Source organism: Anaerococcus faecalis (genome assembly GCF_013371425.1).
Lineage (GTDB): Bacteria > Bacillota > Clostridia > Tissierellales > Peptoniphilaceae > Anaerococcus > Anaerococcus porci.
Genome location: NZ_JABVBA010000001.1, coordinates 18,833 through 45,318, shown reverse-complemented (window position 1 = coordinate 45,318; position 26,486 = coordinate 18,833). Strand labels below are relative to the sequence as shown.

26 protein-coding genes, 1 tRNA gene and 1 other RNA gene are annotated in these 26,486 nt (G+C 28.3%); 8 read left to right on the top strand and 20 right to left on the bottom strand.

Features of this window, described 5'->3' with window-relative positions:
* Positions 1–93: 93 nt before the first annotated feature.
* The 6 genes from HV819_RS00235 to HV819_RS00210 all read right to left on the bottom strand — a co-directional run bounded on the left by HV819_RS00235 (position 94) and on the right by HV819_RS00210 (position 3,683).
* On the bottom strand, positions 94–270 hold the full coding sequence (locus tag HV819_RS00235; RefSeq protein WP_154538909.1) for an indolepyruvate ferredoxin oxidoreductase subunit alpha: 177 nt from the start codon (positions 268–270) through the stop codon (positions 94–96).
* A gap of 79 nt (positions 271–349) precedes the next feature.
* On the bottom strand, positions 350–1,162 hold the full coding sequence (locus tag HV819_RS00230; RefSeq protein WP_154538910.1) for a PSP1 domain-containing protein: 813 nt from the start codon (positions 1,160–1,162) through the stop codon (positions 350–352).
* Positions 1,137–1,964: a DNA polymerase III subunit delta' gene (locus tag HV819_RS00225; protein ID WP_154538911.1), complete on the bottom strand. Its 828-nt coding sequence runs from the start codon at positions 1,962–1,964 to the stop codon at positions 1,137–1,139. The genes HV819_RS00230 and HV819_RS00225 overlap by 26 nt, the downstream gene beginning before the upstream one ends.
* A gap of 3 nt (positions 1,965–1,967) precedes the next feature.
* The gene (locus HV819_RS00220) at positions 1,968–2,297 is read right to left on the bottom strand and encodes a cyclic-di-AMP receptor (RefSeq protein ID WP_154538912.1); all 330 of its coding nucleotides are present in this window, start codon (positions 2,295–2,297) and stop codon (positions 1,968–1,970) included.
* Positions 2,294–2,923 carry a dTMP kinase gene (gene tmk, locus HV819_RS00215; protein ID WP_154538913.1) on the bottom strand — a complete coding sequence of 210 codons (630 nt, stop codon included), beginning with the start codon at positions 2,921–2,923 and terminating at the stop codon, positions 2,294–2,296. Before tmk ends, HV819_RS00220 begins: the two co-directional genes overlap by 4 nt.
* 112 nt (positions 2,924–3,035) lie before the next feature.
* Positions 3,036–3,683 (bottom strand): 50S ribosomal protein L25, encoded by a 648-nt coding sequence (locus HV819_RS00210; RefSeq protein WP_154538914.1) that lies wholly within the window; start codon positions 3,681–3,683, stop codon positions 3,036–3,038.
* Between the two features lie 154 nt (positions 3,684–3,837).
* Between HV819_RS00210 and tpx the strand changes: the two genes are divergently transcribed.
* Positions 3,838–4,350 carry a thiol peroxidase gene (gene tpx / locus HV819_RS00205; RefSeq protein ID WP_154538915.1) on the top strand — a complete coding sequence of 171 codons (513 nt, stop codon included), beginning with the start codon at positions 3,838–3,840 and terminating at the stop codon, positions 4,348–4,350.
* 284 nt (positions 4,351–4,634) lie between these two features.
* On the opposite strand, the gene HV819_RS00200 is transcribed toward tpx, so the two are convergent.
* From HV819_RS00200 to HV819_RS00150, 11 genes are all read right to left on the bottom strand, one after another.
* Complete coding sequence (locus HV819_RS00200; protein ID WP_176269264.1) at positions 4,635–5,432, bottom strand: bifunctional 5,10-methylenetetrahydrofolate dehydrogenase/5,10-methenyltetrahydrofolate cyclohydrolase; 798 nt, start codon at positions 5,430–5,432, stop codon at positions 4,635–4,637.
* Between the two features lie 47 nt (positions 5,433–5,479).
* Positions 5,480–7,276, bottom strand: a complete 1,797-nt coding sequence (locus HV819_RS00195; protein ID WP_154538917.1) for a C40 family peptidase — start codon at positions 7,274–7,276, stop codon at positions 5,480–5,482.
* A gap of 265 nt (positions 7,277–7,541) precedes the next feature.
* An RNA gene (gene rnpB, locus HV819_RS00190) (RNase P RNA component class A) lies at positions 7,542–7,875 on the bottom strand.
* Between the two features lie 36 nt (positions 7,876–7,911).
* Positions 7,912–8,679 carry a Nif3-like dinuclear metal center hexameric protein gene (locus tag HV819_RS00185; protein ID WP_154538918.1) on the bottom strand — a complete coding sequence of 256 codons (768 nt, stop codon included), beginning with the start codon at positions 8,677–8,679 and terminating at the stop codon, positions 7,912–7,914.
* Positions 8,645–9,352 carry a tRNA (adenine(22)-N(1))-methyltransferase gene (locus HV819_RS00180; protein ID WP_176269263.1) on the bottom strand — a complete coding sequence of 236 codons (708 nt, stop codon included), beginning with the start codon at positions 9,350–9,352 and terminating at the stop codon, positions 8,645–8,647. Before HV819_RS00180 ends, HV819_RS00185 begins: the two co-directional genes overlap by 35 nt.
* Entirely contained in the window at positions 9,353–11,215 is a 1,863-nt protein-coding gene (gene rpoD / locus HV819_RS00175; RefSeq protein ID WP_176269262.1) for an RNA polymerase sigma factor RpoD, read from the bottom strand.
* A gap of 26 nt (positions 11,216–11,241) precedes the next feature.
* On the bottom strand, positions 11,242–12,894 hold the full coding sequence (gene dnaG / locus HV819_RS00170) for a DNA primase (RefSeq protein ID WP_176269261.1): 1,653 nt from the start codon (positions 12,892–12,894) through the stop codon (positions 11,242–11,244).
* 82 nt (positions 12,895–12,976) lie between these two features.
* Positions 12,977–14,353 (bottom strand): aldehyde dehydrogenase family protein, encoded by a 1,377-nt coding sequence (locus tag HV819_RS00165; RefSeq protein WP_176269260.1) that lies wholly within the window; start codon positions 14,351–14,353, stop codon positions 12,977–12,979.
* 108 nt (positions 14,354–14,461) lie between these two features.
* A complete protein-coding gene (locus tag HV819_RS00160; RefSeq protein WP_176269259.1) occupies positions 14,462–16,339 on the bottom strand; it encodes a PTS fructose transporter subunit IIABC in 1,878 nt (625 codons plus the stop codon).
* A complete protein-coding gene (pfkB, locus tag HV819_RS00155; RefSeq protein ID WP_176269258.1) occupies positions 16,330–17,244 on the bottom strand; it encodes a 1-phosphofructokinase in 915 nt (304 codons plus the stop codon). Before pfkB ends, HV819_RS00160 begins: the two co-directional genes overlap by 10 nt.
* Complete coding sequence (locus HV819_RS00150) at positions 17,241–17,930, bottom strand: DeoR/GlpR family DNA-binding transcription regulator (RefSeq protein WP_176269257.1); 690 nt, start codon at positions 17,928–17,930, stop codon at positions 17,241–17,243. Before HV819_RS00150 ends, pfkB begins: the two co-directional genes overlap by 4 nt.
* A 138-nt stretch (positions 17,931–18,068) precedes the next feature.
* Between HV819_RS00150 and HV819_RS00145 the strand changes: the two genes are divergently transcribed.
* Positions 18,069–18,422, top strand: a complete 354-nt coding sequence (locus tag HV819_RS00145) for a phage holin family protein (protein WP_176269256.1) — start codon at positions 18,069–18,071, stop codon at positions 18,420–18,422.
* 165 nt (positions 18,423–18,587) lie between these two features.
* On the opposite strand, the gene HV819_RS00140 is transcribed toward HV819_RS00145, so the two are convergent.
* Positions 18,588–18,854 (bottom strand): acylphosphatase, encoded by a 267-nt coding sequence (locus tag HV819_RS00140; protein ID WP_176269255.1) that lies wholly within the window; start codon positions 18,852–18,854, stop codon positions 18,588–18,590.
* A 113-nt stretch (positions 18,855–18,967) separates the two neighbouring features.
* On the opposite strand from HV819_RS00140, the gene HV819_RS00135 reads away from it, so the two are divergent.
* From HV819_RS00135 to HV819_RS00125, 3 genes are all read left to right on the top strand, one after another.
* On the top strand, positions 18,968–21,502 hold the full coding sequence (locus tag HV819_RS00135) for a heavy metal translocating P-type ATPase (protein ID WP_176269254.1): 2,535 nt from the start codon (positions 18,968–18,970) through the stop codon (positions 21,500–21,502).
* On the top strand, positions 21,502–21,774 hold the full coding sequence (locus HV819_RS00130) for a metal-sensing transcriptional repressor (RefSeq protein ID WP_176269253.1): 273 nt from the start codon (positions 21,502–21,504) through the stop codon (positions 21,772–21,774). The genes HV819_RS00135 and HV819_RS00130 overlap by 1 nt, the downstream gene beginning before the upstream one ends.
* Positions 21,775–21,838: 64 nt before the next feature.
* On the top strand, positions 21,839–22,261 hold the full coding sequence (locus tag HV819_RS00125) for an Asp23/Gls24 family envelope stress response protein (RefSeq protein ID WP_176269252.1): 423 nt from the start codon (positions 21,839–21,841) through the stop codon (positions 22,259–22,261).
* A 97-nt stretch (positions 22,262–22,358) separates the two neighbouring features.
* On the opposite strand, the gene HV819_RS00120 is transcribed toward HV819_RS00125, so the two are convergent.
* Positions 22,359–22,859, bottom strand: coding sequence for a QueT transporter family protein (locus tag HV819_RS00120; protein WP_176269251.1), 501 nt, complete (start codon positions 22,857–22,859; stop codon positions 22,359–22,361).
* Positions 22,860–23,489: 630 nt separating this feature from the next.
* Between HV819_RS00120 and HV819_RS00115 the strand changes: the two genes are divergently transcribed.
* The 3 genes from HV819_RS00115 (at position 23,490) to HV819_RS00105 (ending at position 25,551) form a co-directional block, all read left to right on the top strand.
* The gene (locus HV819_RS00115) at positions 23,490–24,380 is read left to right on the top strand and encodes a C39 family peptidase (protein WP_176269250.1); all 891 of its coding nucleotides are present in this window, start codon (positions 23,490–23,492) and stop codon (positions 24,378–24,380) included.
* 60 nt (positions 24,381–24,440) lie between these two features.
* Positions 24,441–24,516 (top strand) — tRNA-Lys (locus HV819_RS00110).
* Between the two features lie 297 nt (positions 24,517–24,813).
* Positions 24,814–25,551 (top strand): ECF transporter S component, encoded by a 738-nt coding sequence (locus tag HV819_RS00105; protein WP_176269249.1) that lies wholly within the window; start codon positions 24,814–24,816, stop codon positions 25,549–25,551.
* Between the two features lie 616 nt (positions 25,552–26,167).
* Here HV819_RS00105 and HV819_RS00100 read toward each other — a convergent pair.
* A complete protein-coding gene (locus HV819_RS00100; RefSeq protein WP_154538933.1) occupies positions 26,168–26,470 on the bottom strand; it encodes a DUF4298 domain-containing protein in 303 nt (100 codons plus the stop codon).
* Positions 26,471–26,486: the final 16 nt, after the last annotated feature.

Here is a 26,486-nt window from a genome sequence, read left to right as displayed (position 1 = left end):
TTATGTTAACAAATATAGATTATATTGTCAATAATAATCTTAAAAATAGGCATATGAAAAGCCCAGAGAATCTGGGCTAAATTATGTATTATCTTATTCTGCTGGTGAGATTGCTTCTACTGGACATACTGCTGAACATGATCCACAGTCGATACAAGTATCTTCATCTATAACATAAGCTGCATCTCCTTGTTCAATAGCTTGAACTGGACATTCTCCTTCACAAGAACCACATGAAATACATGTATTTTCATCTATTCTATAAGCCATAATTTACCTCCTAATTTATTATATTTATATTATAGTAGTTAGCTTTATTTATGTCAAATGATAGTAAGTATCAACAACTTTAACTAATTTCACTTATTTCTTTAGAGCAATATGTTCTTATAATTTCAGAATCATCATCTTCTAGTTTAACTCTCACCTTACATTTTTTCTTTACATAGTTATTTTCTAAAACTATACCAATGCCATCTTCTGTTTTTACTTTTTGACCTGGTTTTGGCATACTTTTTTTAGCAATTTTATAATTTTCATCTTCGTAAGCAAGGCAACACATTAGTCTTCCACATAAACCTGAAATTTTATTAGGATCGAGAGTTATTTCTTGTTGTTTGGCCATTTTTATAGAAAGAGGTTGAAAGTCATTTAAGAATCTAGAACAGCAGCACTTTTGACCACATATTCCAACACTTGCAATAAGTTTTGCATGGTCTCTAACTCCAATTTGCCTAAGCTCAATCCTATTTTTATAAATTGATGCTAGCTCTTTGACAAGCTTTCTAAAGTCAACCCTAGTATTTGAAGAAAAATAAATCATTAGTTTTTTCCTATCAAATGTAAATTCTCCATCTATGGCATGAAGATTAAGACCTAGTCTATCTGCCTTTTCTTGACAAATTTGAACTGCTTCTTTAGCTTCTTTTTTGTTTTTGTAGTCTTTAATTAAATCTTCTTCATTAGCTTTTCTAATTACTTTACTTAATTCTTTATCAAATTCTTTTGGATTTATTTCCTTATTTACCACTTTTACCATTCCTATTTCAAGGCATGAGTTAGAGTTAACTATAACTTGATCATTAAAATTAAGGTCTAGATCACAAGGATCAAAGTAATATATTTTCCCTGCTTTTTTAAAGCTTATTCCTACTACTTTCAAACTCTTTCCCCTCTCTATATATAAAAAAAATGAAATTTTCAACAGAAATGTCAAAATTAACATTATTTTTAAAGCCTTTTTTAATCTCTTCTATTTTTTTTACTATCCTTTCAATAGAGTCAAAAGGCAAATCCTCTATTCTTTTAAAGTAGAATATGGAATTCTTATCTTCTATCATATCTTTACTAAAATACTTATATCTTAATAAATTATTAAAAAAAACTGATATTTGATCAAACAAATCTTCTCTTTTATCCTTTAGCTTATTAAAGAATTCCTTGTTTTTATAAAATATTGAAAGATTTCCCTTAATAATACCTGTTAAAATATTACAAAGTTCATCATAATCTACTGATTCATTTTCGTTTTTACTTTCAAAACTAATAATTTGGCATCTTGACCTAATGGTTTTAAGTAAATTATAAGAATTATTTGTCGTAAATATAGTTACCACATAATCTTTAGAATCTTCTATACTCTTTAATAAGGCATTAGAGCTTTCTAAAGTGAGATTTTGACTATCATTTATTATATAGATTTTAATTTTTCCATTATATGGTCTTAGATACATATCTCTGATCATATCTCTAATAATAGTTATAGGAATATTTTTAAGATCAAAGTCCTTATTAATTATGTCAAGATCAGGATTCTCATTACCTATTATATCAACACCATAATTATTAAAAATTTTTTCTGAAAACTCTATTGCCTTCTCTAAAGTGTACTTTTTGTTTATGCTTTCAAAGATGTAAGCATTAAAAATTTTATTATTTTTTAATTGATTTCCTAATATTTCCATAAATTAGATTCTAATATATTGGTCTACATCTAAAATGAATATTGTTGCTCCACCTACATTCACATCTACTGGTGCACTTGCAGCAAGAAGTGGAGAATCAGCTGTAGGATTTATAACTGAAGATTGGGTTGTTCTTTTTCTACAATTATCTTCTATAATTTTCTTAACTTCTTCAAGTTTTTCTTCCTCTATACCTATAAGTAAGGTTGTGTTTCCTTCTCTTAAAAAACCTCCAGTAGTTGCAAGTTTAGTTACTCTATATCTTTTATCTGTTAATGAGTCCATCAAAAAGTTTGCATCTGCATCTTGAACTATAGCTATTAAAAGTTTCATTTTATCTCCTTTAAATAATCATTAATAATTTTCAAACATGAATTAATAACAGTATTAACATCTTTATTAGCATCAACTGATATAATTTCATCTTCATACATCTTAGAAAGTTTAATATATCCATCATATATTTTTTTATGAAAAGTGTAATCTTCATTCTCTAACCTATCAGAAACAAAGTTTTTCCTCTTTCTATCAAGAGCAGTCTTATAATCTATATTTAGAAAAATTGTCAAATCTGCACTGACATCTCCTATAGCAAAATCATTAATTTTCTTTATTTCATCTATACCTAAGTTTCTTCCTATACCTTGATAAAGCATTGAACTTAAGACATATCTATCACATAAGATTAAACTTCCCTTTTTTAAGAGTGGTCTTAGTTTCTCATCAACTAGTTGTGCTCTACTAGATGCATACAACAAAGCTTCACACTTATCAGACATATTAATATTTTCATTATCCAATATTATTTCTCTAATTTTTTCTGAAATTTGCGTTCCACCTGGTTCTCTGAACTTATATACTTCATACCCATTTTTAGATAATTTTTCATATATTTTTTCTAAGACAGTAGTTTTTCCAGAACCATCTGGACCTTCAAATACAATTAATTTACCATTCATATCCTTATTATACATTAATTTAGGAAAGATTAAAACAAGATGTTATATATAAAATATCTATAAACTTTAATCATAAATTTGTATAAAAAAAAGACCTTACTCGGCCTTAATTTTATTCTTCGTTCTCTTTCTCTTCAGTTTCATTAACTGTAGGAACATCAGCTGCATCACTATTAGCTTCTTCTTCATCTTCAATAACTTCTTCTTGAGGTTCTTGAAGTGAGCATATAACTTCATCATCTTCTAATAATATTGTAATGTTATTATCTTTAGCTATATCAAGATCAGCTACTGTGAATGAATCACCTATTTGCATTTCAGCTACTTCTAATTCGGCATATTGTGGTATATACATAGGTAAACATTCAACTTCTACAGTGTCAATATTTTGAACAAGAACTGAAGGCTCTACTCTTATATCATCTCTTCCATTTAGGTAAACAGGTACATTTACTCTGATAGATTCCTTAGCATTGATTGCTTGAAAGTCTACGTGGAAAAATTGTGATTTAAAAGGATGCATTTGATAATCCTTAATTAAAACCGCTACTTTTTCTCCATCAATGTTTAAATCAATAATTGTAGATGTTCCTGCTTGGCTAAGTACTTTTTCAAAATCTCTTGATGTAAATTGTACATTTACATTGTCTTTATCTTTAGCATATACAACACCTGGTACAATAGCTTGTTGTCTAAGTTTATTAACTTTATTTTTTCCAACAGCATCTCTTTTTTTCGCTTCTAATACTATATCTGCCATTGTGTCCTCCTTATTTTCATAATCACTTCATACTGACTTATTATACCTTATTTTACTTATTTTGACAATTTAAATATCAAATTTATATTTTTTATAATAACAACATAAATTTGGGGTATATTATTATAGATAAGATTTATTTTAGGAGGTATATATGACAGAAAGAAAGAAAAAATTTGGTGAAGAAATAGTTACCGTTATTGGTGATGAGCTTAATATTGGTGATACAGCTCCAAATTTTAAAGCTATAAACAATGACTTATCAGAATATGACTTTTATAAAGAAGAAGAAGGAAAAATAAAAATTATATCAGTAGTTCCTTCACTTGATACATCAGTTTGTGAAATACAAACTACTAAATTTAACCAAGCTGCTGCTGATATAAGCCCAGATGTAGTTATAGTTACTATATCAAACGATCTACCTTTTGCTCAAGAAAGATTCTGCTCAGCTAAAGGTATTGACCAAGTAAAAACAGTATCCGACTATAACTATCTTGACTTTGCTGATAAATATGGAACTTTAATTAAAGAGCTAAAATTACAAAATAGAGCAGTTTTTGTAATAGATAAAGATAATAAATTAGTTCATATTGAATATCTTGAACAAAATACATCTCTACCTGATTATAAAGCTGCTATAGAAGCTGCTAAAAATTTAATTTAAATATCTATTCAAAAAACATCCCAACGGGATGTTTTTTAGATAGATATAAATTCTTAATACCTTTAAATACTCTAAAGTAATATTAAAAACTATTTGAATTTTATTTATAATGCTCTAATCTAATAGTTAATCTATATCTACATTTTCTTAAGCTAAAAAATCATTAATACAATTTATTAGCTTTCAAAAAGTCAGATTATAGCAACTTTATCACATATTATTCATATGTTTTAAAATCACTATAATTGAATGATACACAAAAATATATTTTCTAATTATCTAAGTTAACTATTCTTATAAAGCAAACTCTCAATTAAAGATAGGGTTGTTATAGAGGCAACCCCTTTCTTAGAACTTACCAAATCAATATTTAGTGAAGATATACTTTCATAATCTATATCTCCATATAAAACACCATCAATATAACTTGTTCCAACATCTATAAGTATTTGCCCATCTTTAAAATATTTTTTATCATAGTAATTAGCTATACCAATAGCACTTATAAATATATCAGCATTTTTTACTTTTTCTATTTGATTCTCACTCTTGGAATTAAACATTGTCACCGTAGCTTTTTTTGAATTTAGATACATAAATAATGGCTTTCCAATAACATTATTAGAATTAGCTACAATTACATCTTTGCCCCTTAAATCTATGTTCATATATTCAATAAACTTTATAACAGACCTTGCAGTTTGAGGCATATGCGAGAAATCCTTATCCATAATTTCTCCTAAAGATTCATAAGTAAACCCATCTAAATCGTTAAAAGGCATATTATTTCTAAGATATTTCAAATCAGTATTTGAATCTAAAGGTTGAAGGATTATAAAGCCATCAATATTACTAAGCTTATTACAATATTCAATTATATCTATATGATTTTGATCATTACTAAAGAGCTTATCAACTACATCAATTTCAAATTCCTCACATCTTTTTAAAATAGCCTTTTTATATGCTAAAACAGGCCCCTTATTAATCTGAGAAATTATTAAAAGTTTCTTTTTGTATTTATTTTTTTTTATTTTTTTAATTAGATTTTCTATTATTTTATCTGAATTTATAATTTTCATATTATTTATAAAAAACGTCCCTAAGGACGTTTTGTACTTTACTTATATTAAAATATTCTTTTAGCTCCAACATATGAATTTTGATACCATGAACTATAGATATTATCTATAACTACTCCTCTTGATGGTGTAGATGCATGTACAAAATCTCCATTAGAATTAATAATCATTCCTACATGATCTATAACTCCATCAGATGAGAAGAATACTAGGTCACCTGCTTGAAGATTAGTTACTGAATATCCATTATAAAACTGAGTTTTAGAACTTCTATTTAAATTCACTCCTACTTGTCTATAAGCATAATAAACTAATCCTGAACAATCAAATCCACTTGGTGTTGAGCCACCCCACACATAAGGATATCCTACAAATGATGCGGCAATGTTTGCAGCTTGTTGCCCACTTCCAGAAACTTGGTTATTTTGGTATGAAGCTTTTTCTGCTACTATATTATTTGTTTTTTCTTCAACTATTGGAGCAGGTTTTGCTACTTCTGTATCTGAAAGATAGCTTGCATTTATATAAGCTGTTTGTCCATTATATGAAATTTGTAACCAGCCATTAGCAAGTTGTCCTTCTACCTTATCTCCTTTACTTATATTACCTATAGTATTAGAATAAGTGTTCGCTTGACTTCTTACTCTTAATGATGGTGTATTTACCCAACCTGTATAATAAACAGCCTTAGCTTCTTCTTTTTCTTCATTTACTTCTTTTTCTTCTACAACTGGAGCTGGTTTTGCTACTTCTGTATCTGACAGATAATCAGCACTTACAAAACCTGTTTGTCCATTGTAAGAAATCTTTAGCCAACCATCTTTAAGCTCTCCACTTAACTTATCACCTTTAGTTACGGCTCCTAACAAGTTTGAACTAGTACCTGCACCACTTCTTACATTAAGTGCTTCAATATTTACCCATCCTGTGTAAGCAATTGGCTTTTGAGCTTCTTCTTCAGCCTTTTTCTCAGCTTCTTTTCTTTGAGCCTCTTCTTCAGCCTTTTTCTCAGCTTCTTTTCTTTGAGCCTCTTCTTCAGCCTTTTTCTCAGCTTCTTTTCTTTGAGCCTCTTCTTCAGCTTTTTTCTCAGCTTCTTTTCTTTGAGCCTCTTCTTCAGCCTTTTTCTCAGCTTCTACTTTTTGAGCCTCTTCTTCAGCCTTTTTCTCGGCTTCTACTTTTTGAGCCTCTTCTTCGGCTTTTTTCTCAGCTTCTACCTTTTGAGCTTCTTCAGGCTCTTTTTCTTCAACTATTTGGTCAGATAAAAAGTTTAAGTTTATGTATCCCTTTTCAGTTTTTAGCCAACCATCTTCTATAATACCTGAAACTTTATCATTTTTATTTAAAACACCTACTATGTTATTTTCTTGGTCTGTTTTTGATGATCTAATATTAAGAGAATCAACACTTACATATTTTTCTACTACAGATTCATCTACTTTATCATTCTTTTTTTCAACTACATTTGAAATTGTATCTTCTTCAATTTTTTTTACATCGTTTTCTTTGATTTTTTTGTCAACAGCTTTTACGATTGCTTGTTCACTTGAAGATTCAAGAATTGAAGGATCAGCTAAGTTTCTAGATGTTTCAATCTTTTCATTTTTTCTATTGCTTTTATTATCCTTTTCAGCAAACTTAGTATTCTTAACTTCATTAGCATAGTCTTTTTTTACAGTTTCTACTTTTGAAGCAAGATTACTGTCCACATAAGATACGTTGCTATCAAGTACCTTTTTTGATTGATCTTCTTTATCTAGATTATTCATTGTAGAAGCATAAGCAGTTGCCCCGATAGTTACTGCTGCTAATACTCCAATTGTCGATCCTATATTTTTCTTACTCATTGTATCCTCCGTCTATTATTATCTGTTATGAAATTCTGTTATGAAATCTAGAATAATAATATATCTTTTTGATAAAATAGTCAACAATTAGTTACAAAAAAATTACACTTTTAGCAGCTTTTTTTATGTATATTTATAATTTAGAATGATAATTCCCAATAAATTTAAATTATTAAAAAATAAAAAAATAAATTTCGTAATTTTTTATTCACTTTTACGAAACATTTGTAACTATTAAAAATTATTTTAATAAAATTATATATAAAAAAAGAGTAAATCTATAAGCCGTGTTCTGTTAAAATAATCATCTATCTAGGCTAATTGTCACCAATTAGCTCAAGCGAACTACCATACTGGACCGTTACGAGCAGCAATCCTACTGTCCCTTTTGTTCTTGCACCGGATGGGGTTTACACAGCGTAATTATCACTAATCACCTGGTGAGCTCTTACCTCACCATTCCACCCTTACCAAATAAATTGGCGGTATACTTTCTGTTGCACTTGCCTGAAGGTCACCCTTACTAGACGTTATCTAGCATCCTTGCTCTGTGGTGCACGGACTTTCCTCGTCTAAGACGCGATTATTCGATTTACTCTATTTAGTATTTTACCATATTTTTATAAATTTCAAAATTAAATAAACTCTCTAAATTTTTCATTAAAAGAAAAATATACTATATTGGTATCAAAATTATCTAATAAAAGTTTTCTAAGCATCCATATCACATGATTCTCACTTGCAAAATGCCCTGGATCAAGTATAACTATATCCTTATAGTTATCTAAAGCTTCATGATATTTTACATCACTTGTTATTATAAGATCACATTCTTTTTTAATGGCATCTTCTATAAAATCACTTCCTGCTCCTCCACATAAGGCAACTTTTGATATTTCTTTATCTGGATCTCCATAAAGAATTATTCCCTTACATTCTAGTTTTTCTTTAACAATCTGTGCAAAATCTCTAGCTTTAATTTTTTCTACATTTCCAAATCTAGCAATAGGGTATTCATTGTAATCATCCAATTTTTTGACATCTTTAAGGCTTAATATTTTTGCAAGATTATCATTTACTCCACCTTCAGCCTTATCAAGATTAGTATGCATAGCATAGACACTTATATCTTCTTTTATAAGTAGTTCTATATTTTTATTATATTTTGTAGATAAATCTATTGATTTAAGTGGGATAAAAAACATCGGGTGATGGTTTATAATAAGATTACATTTGTTTATTTTAGCATTTATTATAGTTTCATAACTTAAGTCCATGGATACTAGTATTCCTGTAAGTTCTTTTTCTAGATTTCCAATTTGAAGACCAGAATTATCCCAATCTTCTTGTAAATCTTCTGGAAATTTTTCATTTAGAAATTCTATTACTTCTCTTATTTTCATATTCTTTTACCTCTTTTATTGCTCTAAGTCTTTGTTGAACTAAATCAAGCCCTTCCTTATTAATAGAATTGTTCTCAATCTGCTTTTTAAAAGCTAAGTTCTTTTTCTCAATTTTAAAAAGTCTTGGCATTAGTAAAGGATTTTCTTCCTCATATATAAACTTACCAAAATAAATTTCCGAAAGCTTTAAAACTCTGTCAGCTCCATTTTTAAATCTAATTATATCATAATGTTTTCTACCATCTTTAATTAGAAAGTCTTTATCTATATAGAAATTATTATTATTAAGAAATTCCCTAAGCTTTTCGTTACCAATATTTCCCTCACAAATTACATAATCAAGCTTTCTTGCCTTATCTATATTAGCCTTTAAAATCTCAATTATACTTACAGCTCCCATACCAGCTATTATCGCTATTTGATTTTCTTTTATATCTATTCCTTCAAAACCATCACACACTTTTGTTTTTATTATCTTTCTTAAATCATCATTTAGTTCATCTTCAAGTTTTTTTAGACTCGCTTTTGATATATCTGTTGCGAGTATATCATATGATTTACCAGTTTTTGCTAAATATAAAGGGACCAATCCATGATCAGTCCCTATATCTATAACTTTCTTTCCACAGTCTACAATATTTACTATCTCTTTTAATCTTTTTGTAATCTTCATTTATAAAAAGTCTCTCAATAATTCACTCTTATTAGGAGATTTTAACTTCCTAAGTGCTTTTGCCTCAATTTGTCTTATTCTTTCACGTGTAACGTCAAATTCTTTACCAACTTCTTCAAGTGTCCTAGGTGTACCATCTATAAGTCCGAATCTAAGTTGTAATACTCTTTTCTCTCTTGCACCAAGACACGATAAAACTTCATTTAATTGGTCTCTAAGCATCGAATAATTTGCAGCATCATCAGGATTTATGGCTGTATCATCTTCTATAAAATCTCCTAAGTGGCTGTCCTCTTCCTCACCTATAGGTGTCTCTAAACTAACTGGTTCTTGTGCAATTTTTCTAATTTCTTGAACCTTTTCTACCTCTATTCCCATTTGCTCAGCTATTTCTTCATTAGAAGGATCACGACCCAAATCTTGAACTAATTGCCTTTGAATCCTTACAAGTTTATTAATAGTTTCTACCATATGAACAGGTATTCTAATAGTTCTTGCTTGATCTGCTATAGCTCGAGTTATAGCTTGTCTTATCCACCATGTAGCATAAGTTGAAAATTTAAACCCTCTATTATAATCATATTTATCAACAGCCTTCATAAGACCCATATTTCCTTCTTGAATAAGGTCCAAAAAGCTCATTCCACGACCTACATATTTTTTCGCAATTGATACTACTAATCTTAAGTTCGTTTCAGCAAGTTTTTGTTTAGCTCTATTGGCATCAAATATTGCCTTATTAAGTTTTTTTACATCTTCTGAATCAAATCCCTTATCACTGAAAATTTTATTACAAAGAGATTTGATAGCTTTAAATCTTTCTAAATCTTTTATAGAATCTTCTGATAGTGTCTTTTTATCTAGAATTTGTTTAGCCTTATTCCCAAAATTAATTAAATCATTAATTAAAAGTCTATCATTTGTTTTCAATGATTGAACTTCTACACCTTTTTTATAAAGATCTGAAAAAGCAAGATAAATCAATGATACTATATCATCTGATTCTTTAGTCGCAACAAGTTTACCAAAATTATCAAATAAATCACACAAGATATTAGCTTCTTTTTCGCTTAATTCCTTATCTAAAATCGACTTCTGAGCTATATCACATATTAAAATCTTTGATTTTATTGCATCACGTTGATCTTCTGTAAGCTCTTGATTAAGCATATTCTGAAATTGACTGCCAATACCTATTAAGGATAATATATTTACCCTTGTATCTTCATCAAGCTCTTTTCCCTCTTTTGTAAGGCTATTTGCCTTGAGCAAAGTTATAGATAAATCCCCATAAAATATATCTAAAGCAAGCTTTGTTTTGTTTTGTTTAGTTAGCTTTTTCCCAGCTTTTGATCTTAAAGCTATGTCCCCTAACTCCATTTTTTTAGCAAGATAAATTTCTTCTCTTGCATCCAAAAGCTTAACCTTGCCAATTTCCTTTAAATACATCTTAACTGGATCATCAGTCTTTATTCCGACGACATCATTTTGACTAGCCTTTTTTTCTATTTTTTCCTTTACATTAGCCCTTTTCATATGATCTTCTAATAACTCATCTGAAAAATCTTCATCTTCATCTAATTCATCTTCTAAATCATCATCTAAGTCATCTTCCAAATCATCTTCTGTATCTTCATCTTCATCTAGTATAGTTCTTTGTTCTTCTACAATCTCAATACCATTAGAAATTATCTGGCCTATAACGTACTTTTTGCCTTCATCTTCCATTTCACTAATAGATTCAAAAGTGTAAATTTGTTTATAAGTTACAACTCCATCTTGTGATTCACTTATAGATTTAAATTCATCTATAATTTCCTTTAGAAGATCATCTTCCAGCATCTTATCATTATCACTAGTCATAAGTCTCCCCTCCAGCTCTGAAGTGATTAATCTTTCTTTGATCTAAGTTTTTTAAGTAATTTTCTTTTATTTTCAAGTTTTATTTTTTCCTTTAATTCGAAGGATTCAATTTTATTTGCTTTGTTTTCTATATAATCTATTATAAAATAGTAATCTTTTGTAAAATCATCTCTTATATTTACTATATCATCATGACTTTTGATGTAGTCTTTCAGCTTTTCTACTCTTTCATCCTTTAAAACCTTATCAAAAAATTCCGCATCATCATTGTAATCATCTCTTTGGTTTAAAAATAACCTAAGTGTTTCAAGTTCATTTGTAGATATGGTATATTTTTTATAGTCAATAATTCTATTTTTCTTGAAAGATTTTTCTTTTAAGTTTCTAGAATTTGTTTTATTTGTGTAGTTCTCATTATACTTTAATATGGATTGTTTTAAAGTTTGTTTTTCAATATTAAAAAGCTTACTAACATTATTTATAAATATTTCTCTAGTTAAATCAGATCTTATTGATGCCAAAAACTCAATAAATAAGTTTAATTTATCAAGTTTTTCATTTTTGTTACTTGAAGCATAAATATCAAGTATTTTATTATACTTATAGTTGTATACATCATCAGCTTCTTCCATTCTTTCTTTAAAAACATCTTTTCCATATTTTTTTACAAAATCATCAGGATCTAGACCATCTTCAAGTTTTATTACCCTCGCCTTAATATCCTCATCTAAAAGTATTTCAATAGCTCTATCTGTAGCTTTTATTCCAGCACTATCTTGATCATAGCAGATATAGACATTATCAGCATATCTTTTCAAAAGCTTCGCTTGATCATGAGTTAAAGCTGTACCTAGGCTTGCCACTGCAATATCTATACCTTGGTTATTAAGTCCCATAACATCCATATAGCCTTCTACTAAAATTATATCTTTAGTATTTTGTTTTTTATAGATATTTAATCCATATAGATTATATCTTTTCTTAAAGACCTCACTTTCAGGTGAATTAAGATACTTAGGCATAGAATTATCTATACTTCTTCCACCAAAACCTATTACCTTCCCATAATGATTTATTATTGGAAAAATAAGTCTATTTCTATACTTATCATAATATCTTCCATTTTCAGTTTTCTTTATTAAACCTAGCTTTTGAATATCTTCAAGTAGGTAATCCTTCTTTTTTACAAAATTTAATAAATCATCCCAAGAATTTTTGGCATATCCAAGCATAAAGGTATTAACGACACTAGAAGAAAATCCCCTATTTTTAAGATAAATTTGAGCTTCTTTATTTGTTAAAAGATTTTTATAAAAAAACATCATAATTTCTTTATTTATATCATAATAAGAATTCAAAATAGCGTTCTTTTTAGAAGAAACATTATTATCTATCTTAATACCTGCCTTATTAGCCAAGTATTTCATTGAATCAATATAAGAAAGACCTTCTTTTTGCATAATAAAAGAAACAACATCTCCTCCTTGGCCGCAACCGAAGCAATGAAATAATTGTTTCTTGTCATCAACTGTAAAAGATGGAGTTTTTTCATGATGAAACGGGCATAAACCCTTATAGGAAGAACCAGCTTTTTTTAAATCGACATATTCTCCTATTATAGCTACAATATCCGAATTGTCTAAAATTTCATTCTTCTTTTCATCAGATATAAATACCATTAAACCACCCCTTGATATTAAGTTATTATACTTTTATAATTTTTTTCTTCAATAATTAAAATAAAAGGATAAGGTAGTTATCCTAATTATCAAATATTTTCTTAAGTAAAATTTTTTGTCCATTAGAATATGGAGGATATTTTACCTTAATATCAATATTTGTTGACCTCTGCATAAGAGCTTTTCTATTAGAAAAATTTATAAATCCAAATTTCCCATGGTAGCCTCCCATACCAGACTCTCCTACTCCACCAAATTCTAGATTAGGATTTGTTATATGCATAATAGTATCATTTATACAGACACCACCTGCTGAAATACCATTTACAAAACTATTTATATGTTCATTATCCTCAGAGAAAATATACATACTAAGTGGCTTATCCATATTCTTTACTTTATTTATAATATCGAACATATCTTCATATGCTATCACAGGTAATATAGGTCCAAAAATTTCTTCTTTCATTATTTTATTATTAAAGTCTACATTTTCTATAATAGTAGGTTCAATCTTTAAAAGATTTAAATCATATAAACCACCACTATAAATATCTTGATTTTTTATCAATGAAACAAGCCTTTCTAAAGCATATGTATCTATAATTTTGGGATAGTCAGGATTATTTAAAGGAAAATCGCCAAAAAATTCTATAATATAAGCTTTCATTAACATTAAAAGCTTTTCTTTAACATCTTTATGCACAAGTAAGTAGTCTGGTGCAACACAAGTTTGTCCTGCATTTAATAATTTCCCCCAAATTATCCTTTTAGCTGCAAGCCTTAGATTGCTTGTTTCATCTACTATGCAAGGACTCTTTCCACCAAGCTCTAAGGTGACTTTTACAAGATTTTCACTTGCTTTTTTCATTATAGTCCTACCAACTTTTGATGAACCCGTAAAAAATATATGGTCATATTTATAACTTAAAAGTTCATCATAATCTATTTTTTCATTATCAATACAATATATAAACGATCTATCGAAGCTTTCATTAATAATTTTTCTGATTATATAAGATGTATGATTGGATTTTCTAGATGTTTTTAAGATTACAGTATTTCCACTAGCTATAGCCGAAATAACAGGTACCATTGAAAGCATAAAAGGATAGTTCCAAGGAGATATAATAAGAGTAAGTCCCAAAGGCTCATATATAATATAACTTTTTGCAGGCATAGATATAGAATTTGTCTGAACTCTTTCCTTTTTCATCCGATTTTTTAAATTATCTATAGCAAAATTTATTTCACTATATACAGGACCTATCTCAGATATATATGATTCAGTTTCTGATTTACTTAAATCTTTTTTTAAAGCAAGAATAATTTCACTTTCATTATTTTTAATAGATTTTTTCAAAATTTTTAGTGTATTTATTCTAAATTCTTCATTTTTTGTTCTATCAGATTTAAATAATATCTTTTGTTCATTTATTATATTTTTAAATTCATTCATAACTTTCTCCTTTATACCTTAAGATATTAATACCCAATTTTAGAAATTAAAAAAACCCCTAAATCTGTATTTTAGATTTGGGGTTCAGTTAAATAATTAATATTTTGACTAATCTTCTTTTTTCTTAAATATACCAAGGAGTATAGCAGAAACTATTGAACCTATTACAAAGGATAGAATAAAAAATATAGCCTGATTTAAAGAGCTCATTGCTGGAAGTACAAATACCCCACCATGTGGTGCTGGTACTGATACATTAAACAATTGAGTTAATCCTCCAGCTATACCAGCTCCTATAACTGATATTGGAATTATAAGTTGTGGTTTTGCTGCTGCAAATGGAATTGCTCCCTCTGTTATGAAAGATAATCCAAGTAGGTAATTTGATAAGGCTGACTTTCTTTCATTTTCATTGAATTTATTTTTAAATAATGTTGAAGCTAAAGCTATTGCTATTGGTGGAACCATTCCGCCTGCCATAACAGCTGCCATGAAGGCTCCATCATTTGTTCCGATGAAAGCTCCTGTTGCAAATGTATAGGCCGCCTTATTTATAGGACCACCCATATCAGCTGCCATCATAGCTCCAAGAAGAGAACCAATCAATACCTTATTAGTAGTACCCATATTCATAAGCCAGCTATTTAGTCCGTTGTTAATTCCTGTAAATATTGGATCTACAATAAAGAACATTATAACTCCTGTAATTAATAGACCAAATACAGGATAAATAAGCATTGGTTTAACAGAATCTAGTGACTTTGGCATGTTTCTACATACTTTTTTAAGCGTATTTACCACAAGACCAGCTATAAAGCCTCCCAAAAGTCCTCCTAAAAATCCAGCTCCCTCACTAGCTAAAAGACCTGCAACCATACCAGGCATTAAAGCTGGTCTGTCGGCTATTGAGTAGGCAATATATCCTGCAAGAACAGGAATGAGAAAGTTAAATGCACTTATTCCTATTTTATTTAAAAAGATGAAAGCAATTGATGAATCACCAAAAAATCTTTCAAATAAAAAAGATATAGCCATTAAAATACCACCGCCAATGACAAACGGAAGCATATGACTTACTCCATTCATAAGATCTTTGTAAATTTCAGATCTTAGATTTGTTTTCTCACTATAAGAGGTATTTGATTCTTTTTCATGATTATCTGCATAATAAATTGGAAAAGAACCTGATATAGCTTCTTTTATAAGTTCATCACTTTTTCTAATTCCATCAGATACTGGCCTTTGGATTAGTTTCTTACCATCAAATCTACTCATTTCTACTTTTTTATCAGCAGCTATAATTACAGCATCTGCATTTTTAATATCTTCATCTGTAAGTCTATTCTTAACACCATCAGAACCATTAGTTTCAATTTTTACTCTTACATTATTGACCTTGCCTGCTTTTTCTAAAGCTTCTTGAGCCATATAAGTATGAGCTACACCATTAGGACAAGCTGTAACTCCAATTATAAATTTCTGGTCTGTTTTTATTTTTTCTTCTTTATCTTCTTCTATTTCTTCTTTTACATTTTCTTTATAACAGTCAATTACATTATAAACATCTTCTGGAGTTTTGGCTTCTTTTAATTTATCAATAAATCCTTCTTTAAGAATCATCTTAGATAATTGCGCCAAAGTCTCAACATGAAGATTGTTTTCTCCATTTGGTACTGCTATTGAGAAGAATATATATGATTTTTCTCCATCAAGAGCCTCATAATCAAGCCCCTCTTCTTTTTTAGCAAACAAAACTGCAGGCTCTTTTACAGTATCATTTTTTGAGTGAGGCATGGCAATTCCCTCACCTAAGGCAGTTGATGTTTCCTCTTCTCTTTTTATAAGTCCTTGCTTGAATTCTTCCTTACTTTCAACTATACCTTCGTCAAAAAACTTTTGAGATATTTCATCAATAACATCCATCTTATTAGAAGCTTTAAGCTCCATAATCATAAGATTTCTTTTTAATAAATCTTTTATTTCCATTCTTTTACCTCAACTTTGTCTAAAATTTCATATATTAATTTTTTATCAGCTATATCTTGGCTAAAGGCTGTAGCAGAGCCTGCTGCAACTGCAAGCTTATAAGAATCTATTTTTGAAAGTCCACTCATATATCCATAAATATAGGCTCCAACCATAGAATCTCCACTACCAACTGAATTAATAAGCTTTCCTTTTATAGGATTTGCCTTATAAGCAAAATTTTCATCAATAAAAATTGATCCATTTGCACCAAGAGATACTATTACATTTTCAGCCCCTCTATCTGAAAGCTTTTTAGCATACCTTATTATATCTTCTTCATTATCGATAGATGTATCAAAAACATCTGCTAGCTCATCTTTATTTGGTTTTACTAAAAATGGTTTATAGCTTGAAAGTTCATAAAGTTTCTTCCCACTAGTGTCAAGTGCAAACCTTACATTGTTTATATCTAAGATATTAATAATTATCCTATAAAAATCATCTCCCAAGCTCTTTGGTATAGAACCTGAAATAATTACAAAATCATCTTCATTAAGTTCATCTATAAAGTCTAAGAAGCTAACTATTTCAGCTTCACTAATATTAGGACCCTTGGCATTTATTTCAGTTTCTTGTCCATATTTTAATTTAACATTTATTCTCGAATCATCTGAAACTTCAGTAAAGTTGTGAAATATATCTAATTTATCAAGCTCTTTTTTAATATAATCTCCTGTAAAGCCTCCTAAAAATCCAATATTAATTGAACTTTCTCCAAGATTTTTAAGAAGCTTAGAAACCATAATTCCCTTCCCGCCTGGATATTTTTCTTCATAGGTACTCCTTAAAGTTTCCCCATCAACAAATTTATCAATACCTAATATATAGTCTATTGACGGATTTAAAGTTAAAGTGTAAATCATAAGTCCTCCCTTATTAAGTCAACTTCGTTTATACTACATATTTTTGAAAAGTATATTCTATTTTTTTTAGAACTATCAGCTAAAATATATGCTTTTCTGGATCTTTCTATAGCTAGCCTTTTTATTTTCGCCTCGCTTGGATCATGAGTAGTAAATTCACCATTTGCATAACCATTTGCTCCAATAAAAGCTATATCAAAGTTAAAACTTGAAAGCTCTAAAATAGTTTTCTCTCCAATAGTCACATTTGTCTTTGACTTAACTAATCCACCTAATAATATGGTTTTTATTTTTTTCTTATTTAGCTTATCTATATGCATAATTCCATTAGTTACAACATTAATATCCTTATCTAGATAATCTATTAGTAAATTAGTTGTAGTTCCTGCATCAAGAAATATATATTTTGAATTACCTATTAAATTTGAAGCTTTTTTGGCTATATTACACTTTTTATCAATATTTAATACAATATTTTTATCATAAGATTTTTCTTCAAACTCTACATTTGTTAAAATCGCACCACCATGAACCCTTTTAATCTCACCTCTTTGTTCAAGAAAATCTAAATCCCTTCTTAAGGTGGATTCACTTATATCAAGCTTATCTATCAAAATCTTATTAGAAACTTGTCTAAACTCTTTTAGAGTATCTAAAATAATCTCTAACCTTTTTTCAAATATCATTTGTATATATTTTAACACATAATAAAATAAAGTCAATCATTTTCTTTCAAAATCTATCATTTTTAATCAAAAAGACTTAAAACTTGCTTTTTTATATAATATAAAAGATAATGTAACAAAAAGAAAGGGGAAAAAAACATGTTTTTTATAGGTCGATTATTTCTAAGTTGGATAACAAATGGCATAAGCCTATATATAATAGATTTATTATTTACTGGCATATCATTTACAGAAATTAAATCACTAGCTATCACTGCTCTTATGTTAATGATTGTAAATAGCTTTATTAAACCAATCTTAAAGCTCTTATCTTTGCCATTAACTATAATAACTTTTGGATTATTTTCTTTTATAGTTAATGCATTTGTATTAAAACTAGCTTTTTCTCTATCTAGTGGAGCTTTTATTGATTCATTTACTACAGCAATTTTTGCATCTATAATTCTTTCAATAATAAATCCAATACTAGATAGTTCATTCAAAAAAAATTAGGTATTATTTCAAATTATGTATTTCTTTGCATCATTACAAGTTATTCCTAAACATTTTAAAAACATATCTCAATATCGTTTGGATAGATTTTTATAGGGAATTAGCATATAAAATTTTGAAAACTTGTAATGACCTTGCAAAGATTAACTAATTTTGCAAAATCCCCTATATTACATTAAATTCTTCTTCACCCTCTATAAGATCAATTTCTTTTATTAATATATCATCAATTCTAATAAACTTATCCTTATTAAGTTTTTCTATAAAAACATTTATATATTGCTTACTTCCTTGAATATTTACTTCAACATCACCATCATACAGATTATGGACATTTCCTGTTAAGTTTAATTCATTTGCAAGCATCAAGGCCTTATATCTAAAACCAACCGCTTGGACTCTTCCTTTAAAAATCAAATTATATCTTTTCATATTTTAACTCCTAACTTTTTTATATTAATACCCAATTGATTTTCCTTTACATATTTAAAATTTGTATTATAATATAAATATACACCCCCACCCGGTGTTAGTAAGGAGGTAAAATGAAAGAACGATTTGATATTACTGGAATGACTTGTGCTTCATGCCAAGCTAATGTTACTAGAGCCGTTAAAAATCTAGGCGTAAATGATGTTAATGTAAATCTTGTATCAGAAACAATGAATGTTGATTTTGATAAAGATAAAATTTCCGAAGATGATATTATAAAAGCTGTAGAGAAAGTTGGTTACGGAGCAAGGCTTAAGGATAAAAGAGCAAAAACTTCCGTTCTAGAAGATAAATATGAGGATGAAGAAAAAAGTGTAAGATTTAGACTTATAGTATCATTTTTATTTATGATTCCACTTATGTACGTTTCTATGGGACATATGATAAATCTTCCCCTACCACATTTTTTAGACGGTGCTGAGGGTAGTGTAAACTTCGCTTTTATTCAATTTTTACTGACTATTCCGGTAATTTTTGTAAATAGAATATTTTATGTATCAGGATTTAAGGGTCTTATAAATAAGGCTCCCAATATGGACTCTTTAGTTGCTTTAGGTTCAAGTGCAGCTTTGTCATATGGTATATTTGCCATAATGAGAATGTCTTATGGATTAGGTTTTGATAATTTAGAAATAGTTGAAATGTATAGACATAATCTCTACTTTGAATCAGCTGCAATGATTTTAACTCTTATTACTTTGGGTAAATACTTTGAAAAAAGATCAAAAGGTGAAACTAAAAAATCCTTAGAATCTCTTATGAATCTTGCTCCTAAAACTGCAAGGGTCATAGTAAATGGAGTAGAAAGAGAGGTTTCAGTAGATGAATTAAACAAGGGAGATTTAATTATAGTTCGTCCAGGAGAATCAATCCCTGTTGATGGAATTATAAAAAAGGGTTCATCTTTAGTTGATGAGTCAGCTATAACTGGCGAATCAATGCCAGTTAATAAAGGGGTTGGTGATGAGGTTATTTCAGCTACAATAAACAATCAAGGAACTTTCACTTTTAAAGCAACTAAAGTTGGTGAAGATACAACCCTTGCTCAAATTATTGAACTTGTTAATGAGGCAAATGAAACAAAAGCTCCTATAGCGAAAATGGCTGATAAAATTTCTTCTATATTTGTACCTGCTGTTATTATCATAGCTATAATAACTTTTATTATATGGATGATTTTAGGATATGGATTTGAATTCGCACTAAACCTTGCTATTTCAGTTCTAGTAATATCTTGTCCATGTGCCTTAGGTCTTGCCACACCAATGGCAATAATGGTTTCTACCGGAAAAAGTGCTGAGTACGGTCTTCTATTTAAAAATGCAGAAAGTTTAGAAAACCTACACAAAGTGGATATAATCTTACTTGATAAGACAGGTACTATTACCGAAGGTAAACCAAGAGTAACTGATATTTTTACAGAAATAGAAAAAAACGAATTTATAAAAATATCTACTTCTATGGAGATGGCAAGCGAGCATCCCTTATCAAATGCTATTAATGAATATGCTAAAGAAAATGGAATCAATCCAATTAATGTAAGTGATTTTGAAGCCTTGAGCGGAAAAGGAATTAAGGCAAAATTTAATGACAAGACATATTATGCTGGAAATTCAAGACTTATGAAAGAGTTAAATATCAACTTAAAAGAATATGATCAAAAAGCTGATATTTTATCTAATGAAGGTAAAACTTCAATGTATTTTGCAGATGAAAACGAAGTTATAGGACTTATAGCAGTACAAGATAAACCAAAAGCTTTATCTAAAATTGCTATAGATGAAATGAAAAGTCTAGGCTATGAAGTAATAATGATTACTGGAGATAATGAAAAAACTGCAGAAGCTATTAGAAAAAAACTTGGTATAGATGAAAAGTATGCAGAAGTGTTGCCACAAGATAAAGAAAAAGAAGTTAAAAACCTCCAAAATATGGGTAAAAAAGTATTGATGGTTGGAGATGGTATAAATGATGCTCCAGCTCTTGCAAGAAGTAATGTATCAATGGCTATAGGAAATGGTACAGATGTAGCCATTGAATCTGCCGATATTGTCTTAATAAAAAACAATATTCTTGATATCGTAAGTGCTATAAAGCTATCTAGTAAAACCATCAAAACAATTAAAGAAAACCTATTTTGGGCTTTCTTTTATAATATAATTGGTATACCTCTTGCTGCAGGTTTATTATATCCTTTCTTTGGTATTAAGCTTTCTCCGATGTTTGGAGCTTTTGCAATGAGTTTTTCATCAGTCTTTGTATGCTTAAACTCACTTAGGTTAAGAGGATTTAAACCAGAATTTAAAAATAGTAAAAAAATAGAAGAAATAAAAAACAAAGAAAATATAAAGGAGAATAAAATGTCAGATTTAAATAAAATGATTGTAAAGGTAAATGGAATGAGTTGTAATCACTGCAAAAATCATGTAGAAGAAGCACTCAAAAAAATAGCAGGAATTGAAAAGGCAGAAGTAAACTTAGATGAAAAGTTAGCTAACGTTGCTTACTTTGGTTCTATTGATGAAGATGAAATAAAAAGAGCAATTGAAGATGCTGGATACGAATTTGTTGGTATCGAACATAAATAATGCAAGCTAATAAAGATAAAACTTTAAGAAAATTAAAAACTGTTAGAGGACAACTTGATGGAATAATCAAGATGGTCGAAGACGATAGATACTGCATAGATATTTCAAATCAAATTATGGCTTCAATATCAATACTTAAAAATATAAATACTGAAGTCCTCTCATCCCATCTTGAACACTGTGTATATGATGCTGTAAACAAAGGTTCAACAGAAGATGGGATAGAAAAGATTGAAGAAATCGAACAAGTAATAAAGAAGCTTTCAAAGTGATTTGTTTACCAACTTGATCTATGGGTATTAATTATACTGTAGGAATATAAAACAAGGAGGAATAATGACAGAAAAAAATCAAGTACAAAGCGAATTTGCCAATGAAGTAAGTGAATACAAAATTAATGATAATGTAATAGCTAAAATTGCCAAAAAAGTTTTAAACAATACAGATGGAGTATTAGCACTTAGGGGCAATATCCTAAGTTCATTTGCTGATAATTTTTCTGATGGAGAAAATACAGCAGGCATTACAATCGACGTTGATGATGCTAAAAATGCAGTAGTAAATACTAAAATCATTATTGAATATGGTAAAAAAGCTCAAGAAGTATTTGCTTCATTAGATAGAAATATAAAGAAAGAAGTAAATAATCTTACAGGAATTAATGTAAAAGCAGTTAAAGCTGAAATCGTTGATATCCTTACAAAAGATGAGTATAGAGAAAAGAAAGCTAAAAACGAAAACAAAAAAGAAGAAAAATAAAAATTTTAAAAGAGTTATTGCAATATAATGAATTATTTTGTCTATCATTGCTTATATGATATTTAACAATTAGTTCATTTTACAATAACTCTTTTTTTTAAAAATTTTTAATTATTTTCATAAGACCTTCATTTTTTTCCAAGATCTTAAAAATAATTACACCTATTATACTTACCACTATAAACTCAGATATCATAAACTGAATTAGAATTATAAAAAATGCAGTTGATGAGTCAAGTAATATGTAGGTTCCTATGGCAGGTATAAACATAAAAAGCACTGGAAATAATGAAGCAATAAATAAATTATTTTGCTTTCTAATCAATGAAAACGCTAAATATGATGCAAGTGTACCAAAAATAAGATCAAAAACGACCATATCCGAAGCAAGGTTTGCCAAAAAGCATCCTAAGACAAGACCAAGTATAAATCTTTTATTATAAAAAACTAAAAGTACCAAGATTTCACTAAATCTCAGCTGTATAGGTCCATATGCTAGTGCCGGATATATTAGAGTTATAACTGCATAAATGGCAGCTATAGCAGATGACTTAACTAAAAAATTTGTATCTTTAAAATTATATGTTTGATTTGACATATATACCCCCTTGATATTTTTTAGGATGGGTCCCAAGTAAACATCCTTTACTTATTGTAGCATATTTAGCCATTTGTGGCAATATCCAAAAATTAAAAATAGACAAAATGTCACACGATTTATTAAGGATAAAATAAAGAGTTTGTAACTTCTCGCTTAATTATTTAACTCTCTTTTTAATACTTTTTGTAATATAAAAGAAAAACTTAACTCTTTCTTGCCCTTACATATAACTATTGAACAAAGCTAAAAGTTTTTCGATTGCTTTATTATTCACATCTTTTTCTTAATATAGGTACTCAAACAATAATTAAAATAGCATATTAATTTTTACACTTATAAACTATTTAATGTATTAGAATTTTCAAGTTTAAATTTGTATAATTTAATCATTTCCAGTAAAGTTCCTATTTTATAATATGAATACTTAAAATATATTTTCAAAACAAGTTAAATAGATTAAGTTCTTTACAGTCATAACTGACTTACATTATCCTTTAATTTTTTTCTCTTATTGATGTTAGGTAAAGGTAAGTTGATTTTTTATTTTATCAAAATTTTAAAAATACTTATTTGATTTAAATTATTTTATAAATTTCTGCTATAATTATATGAGGATAAAGGTGGATTATGACAAAAATATTAGTTTTAATTCTTTTAAGTTTAAGTCTTACTGGATGTGGAAAAAATAAAAAATCTATAGATGATAAAGACTTACCTACTACCTTAAAAGATATTGAATATATTACAAAAAAATACATAAATTATGATACAAATGCTAAATCTGATATTTTAAATATAACTTATCAAGATGAAGAATATAAACCAAAAATCAAGTCTAGTGATTATACAGAGCTAAAGAATTATCTTAAAGAAAATATGAAAAATGACCTTAAACTAAATTGGATATATGAAAATTTCGATAAAATTGATGAAATTGAGCAAAGGCTCGTTGGAAATGATACTGACACTGGAGAATTTATTTACAATAGGCACAATAATAAGACTGATTTTAAGATGAAAGATGGAGAAAGTATAAAGTTAAATAGAAAAACGCCATTTTTTCTTCAATGGGATAATAGATGGGCCTATAATAATTTATCTGATACTTGCATAGCTATAGCTGGCTGTGGTCCAACTTCTATGTCTATGGCTATAAGAAGATTCATAGATGATGATTCTATAAACCCAAAAACAATAGCAAATGATGCCAATGAATTTATGACAGAAAATGGTATTGCTTGGGAGTTTTTTTCCCATGAAGCCAATAAATATAAGTTAAGTATAAATGAAATTGCTAATAATAAGGATGATTTAATAAAAGCCTTGGATAAAGGGCCCCTAATAGTTTCGGTAACTCCAGGATATTTCACAACAAGTGGTCATATTTTAGTAATAGATTCATATGATGGTGATAAATTCTTAATAAATGATCCAAATTCTATAAAAAATACTAATATTACCTGGTCTTTTGATGATATTTCTGGCCAAATTTTAAAGATTTGGGCTATTTCTAAATAATTTTTTTAAAGTGTTGACTTAATTATAATTTCATGGTATTATAATTAAGTCAGCAAGTTAGTGCCATTAGCTCAGTTGGTAGAGCACCTGACTCTTAATCAGGGTGTCCAGGGTTCGAATCCCTGATGGCGCACCATAGAATATTTAAAAACATCTATAAGGTGTCTAAAGCGTGGATTTCAAAAATCCACGCTTTATTAATTTCTATAATACATAAAAATCATACAAATTTTAATAACAATGCGAAAAATTTACTAACAAAGAATTTGATTTTTAAAAATTATCTTGTAAATAAATAATTTGAACTTTATCCTCTTTTATTCTCCTATAATTATTTTCGAATTTTTATTATTTTTTTACTTTTTATAAAATAGGTATATAATATTATTAAATTGAGCGACATTCATAAAAGAAGTTGCATCAGGAGGTAAAAATGAATAACAAAGAAAAAACAAGACAAATGGTTACTGTGTCTATGTTAGGAGCTATTACTATAGTTTTAGGATTGACTCCTATGGGATATATCCCCCTTGGTTTAATCAATATAACTACCATGCACATACCAGTAATTATAGCAGCAATATTAGAAGGTCCAGTGGTTGGAGGACTAGTCGGACTTATTTTCGGTCTATCTTCACTTGCCAACGCTATGTTAAGACCAGGTCCTATATCTTTTGTATTTTATAATCCTTTAATATCAATCTTTCCAAGAATATTAATAGGTGTTTTTGCAGGACTTACTTTTAGATATTTAAAAAATAAGAAAACTTCAAATATAAGATACGTATCCTTAGGATTATGGATATTACTTACAGTTTTTTTATTTTACTTAGTTTACAGTAACATTAGTAATAAGGCTAATATCTTACAAATAGTTTTATCTATTATTTTTGAAATAATAGCCATGATTATGCTATATTTAACCTTTAAAAATAAAAATTCTAACCTTTCAGTAGCAATAACATCATTTGTTGGCACTATGACCAATACACTTTTTGTAATGGGTTTTATATACCTATTTTATGCAGAAAAATATGTTACTTCCTTAGGAATTTCAACTGATCTAGCAAGAAGTACTATATTTGGAGCAATTATTACAAATGGATTACCTGAAGCTATTATGTCAATAGTTATGGTATCAGCTATAATAAAAGCTTATAAGAAAAAATAAAAAAACCAAAGAGTTACTAAAAGTTACTCTATTTCGATGTATACCCTCTTTACTGTATAAGCAGTAAGGAGGGTATTTTAATAAAATATAGTTATGGGTTCAAAAAATTGGATAAAACTATATAGAAATGTAAACCCTTAAATGAGTCTAGGAAGGGAGCTTTTATAAGATTTTTAGATTAGAGCATAGTTTGAAGAACTTAATATACATGAGATTTTAATGTATGTCAAGAACATTAATTTAAGTTCCAAGTAAAAATTATTAATGACGCCTAATATAATTATAGGCAACTTGATTAAGTCTGTAAGATTGAAAAAGCAAGAATGAAAAATGATAATAGCCATAAGATAAAAAATTTAATTAATCTTAAAGAGAAAAGTTAATAAAACTTAGCTCTTAATTTTCAAGATTAAAGAATGAATTCTATTATAAATCTATATTTTTATGGGTTCTCACAAGGAATATATGACTATATATTATTATAATAGAGAAAAAAATCAATCAAAAACAAAATTATACCTCCTAAATAATGTAGGATAGCGTTCAGTTCTAATAAATTAATATTATTGAATTTTAATTGGTATACTTTAATTTTGTAAATTTTTGGATTTTTATTTTAATGTTTTTTAATAATGTCAAGTCCAATCTCAAGCATTTTTACTGCTGTTTGATAATTGTCTCCAATTAAGTCAAATACTAAGTCTTCAGAATAGATACCCTGACTTATATTAGGAGAAATTTCAGTTTGGTTTGACTCTTCTAAATCATCCATATAGGCACTAGATGAGTAGTAATTACTAAGTTTTTCATAATATTTTTGACTTTCTTTGAATTTATCTAAAGCATCATTAAAATCATCAATGATCTTTCTGTGGCTAACTAAAATTTCTTCCATATCCTTTATTTTTTTTATATTCATAATTACAATCTCCTTT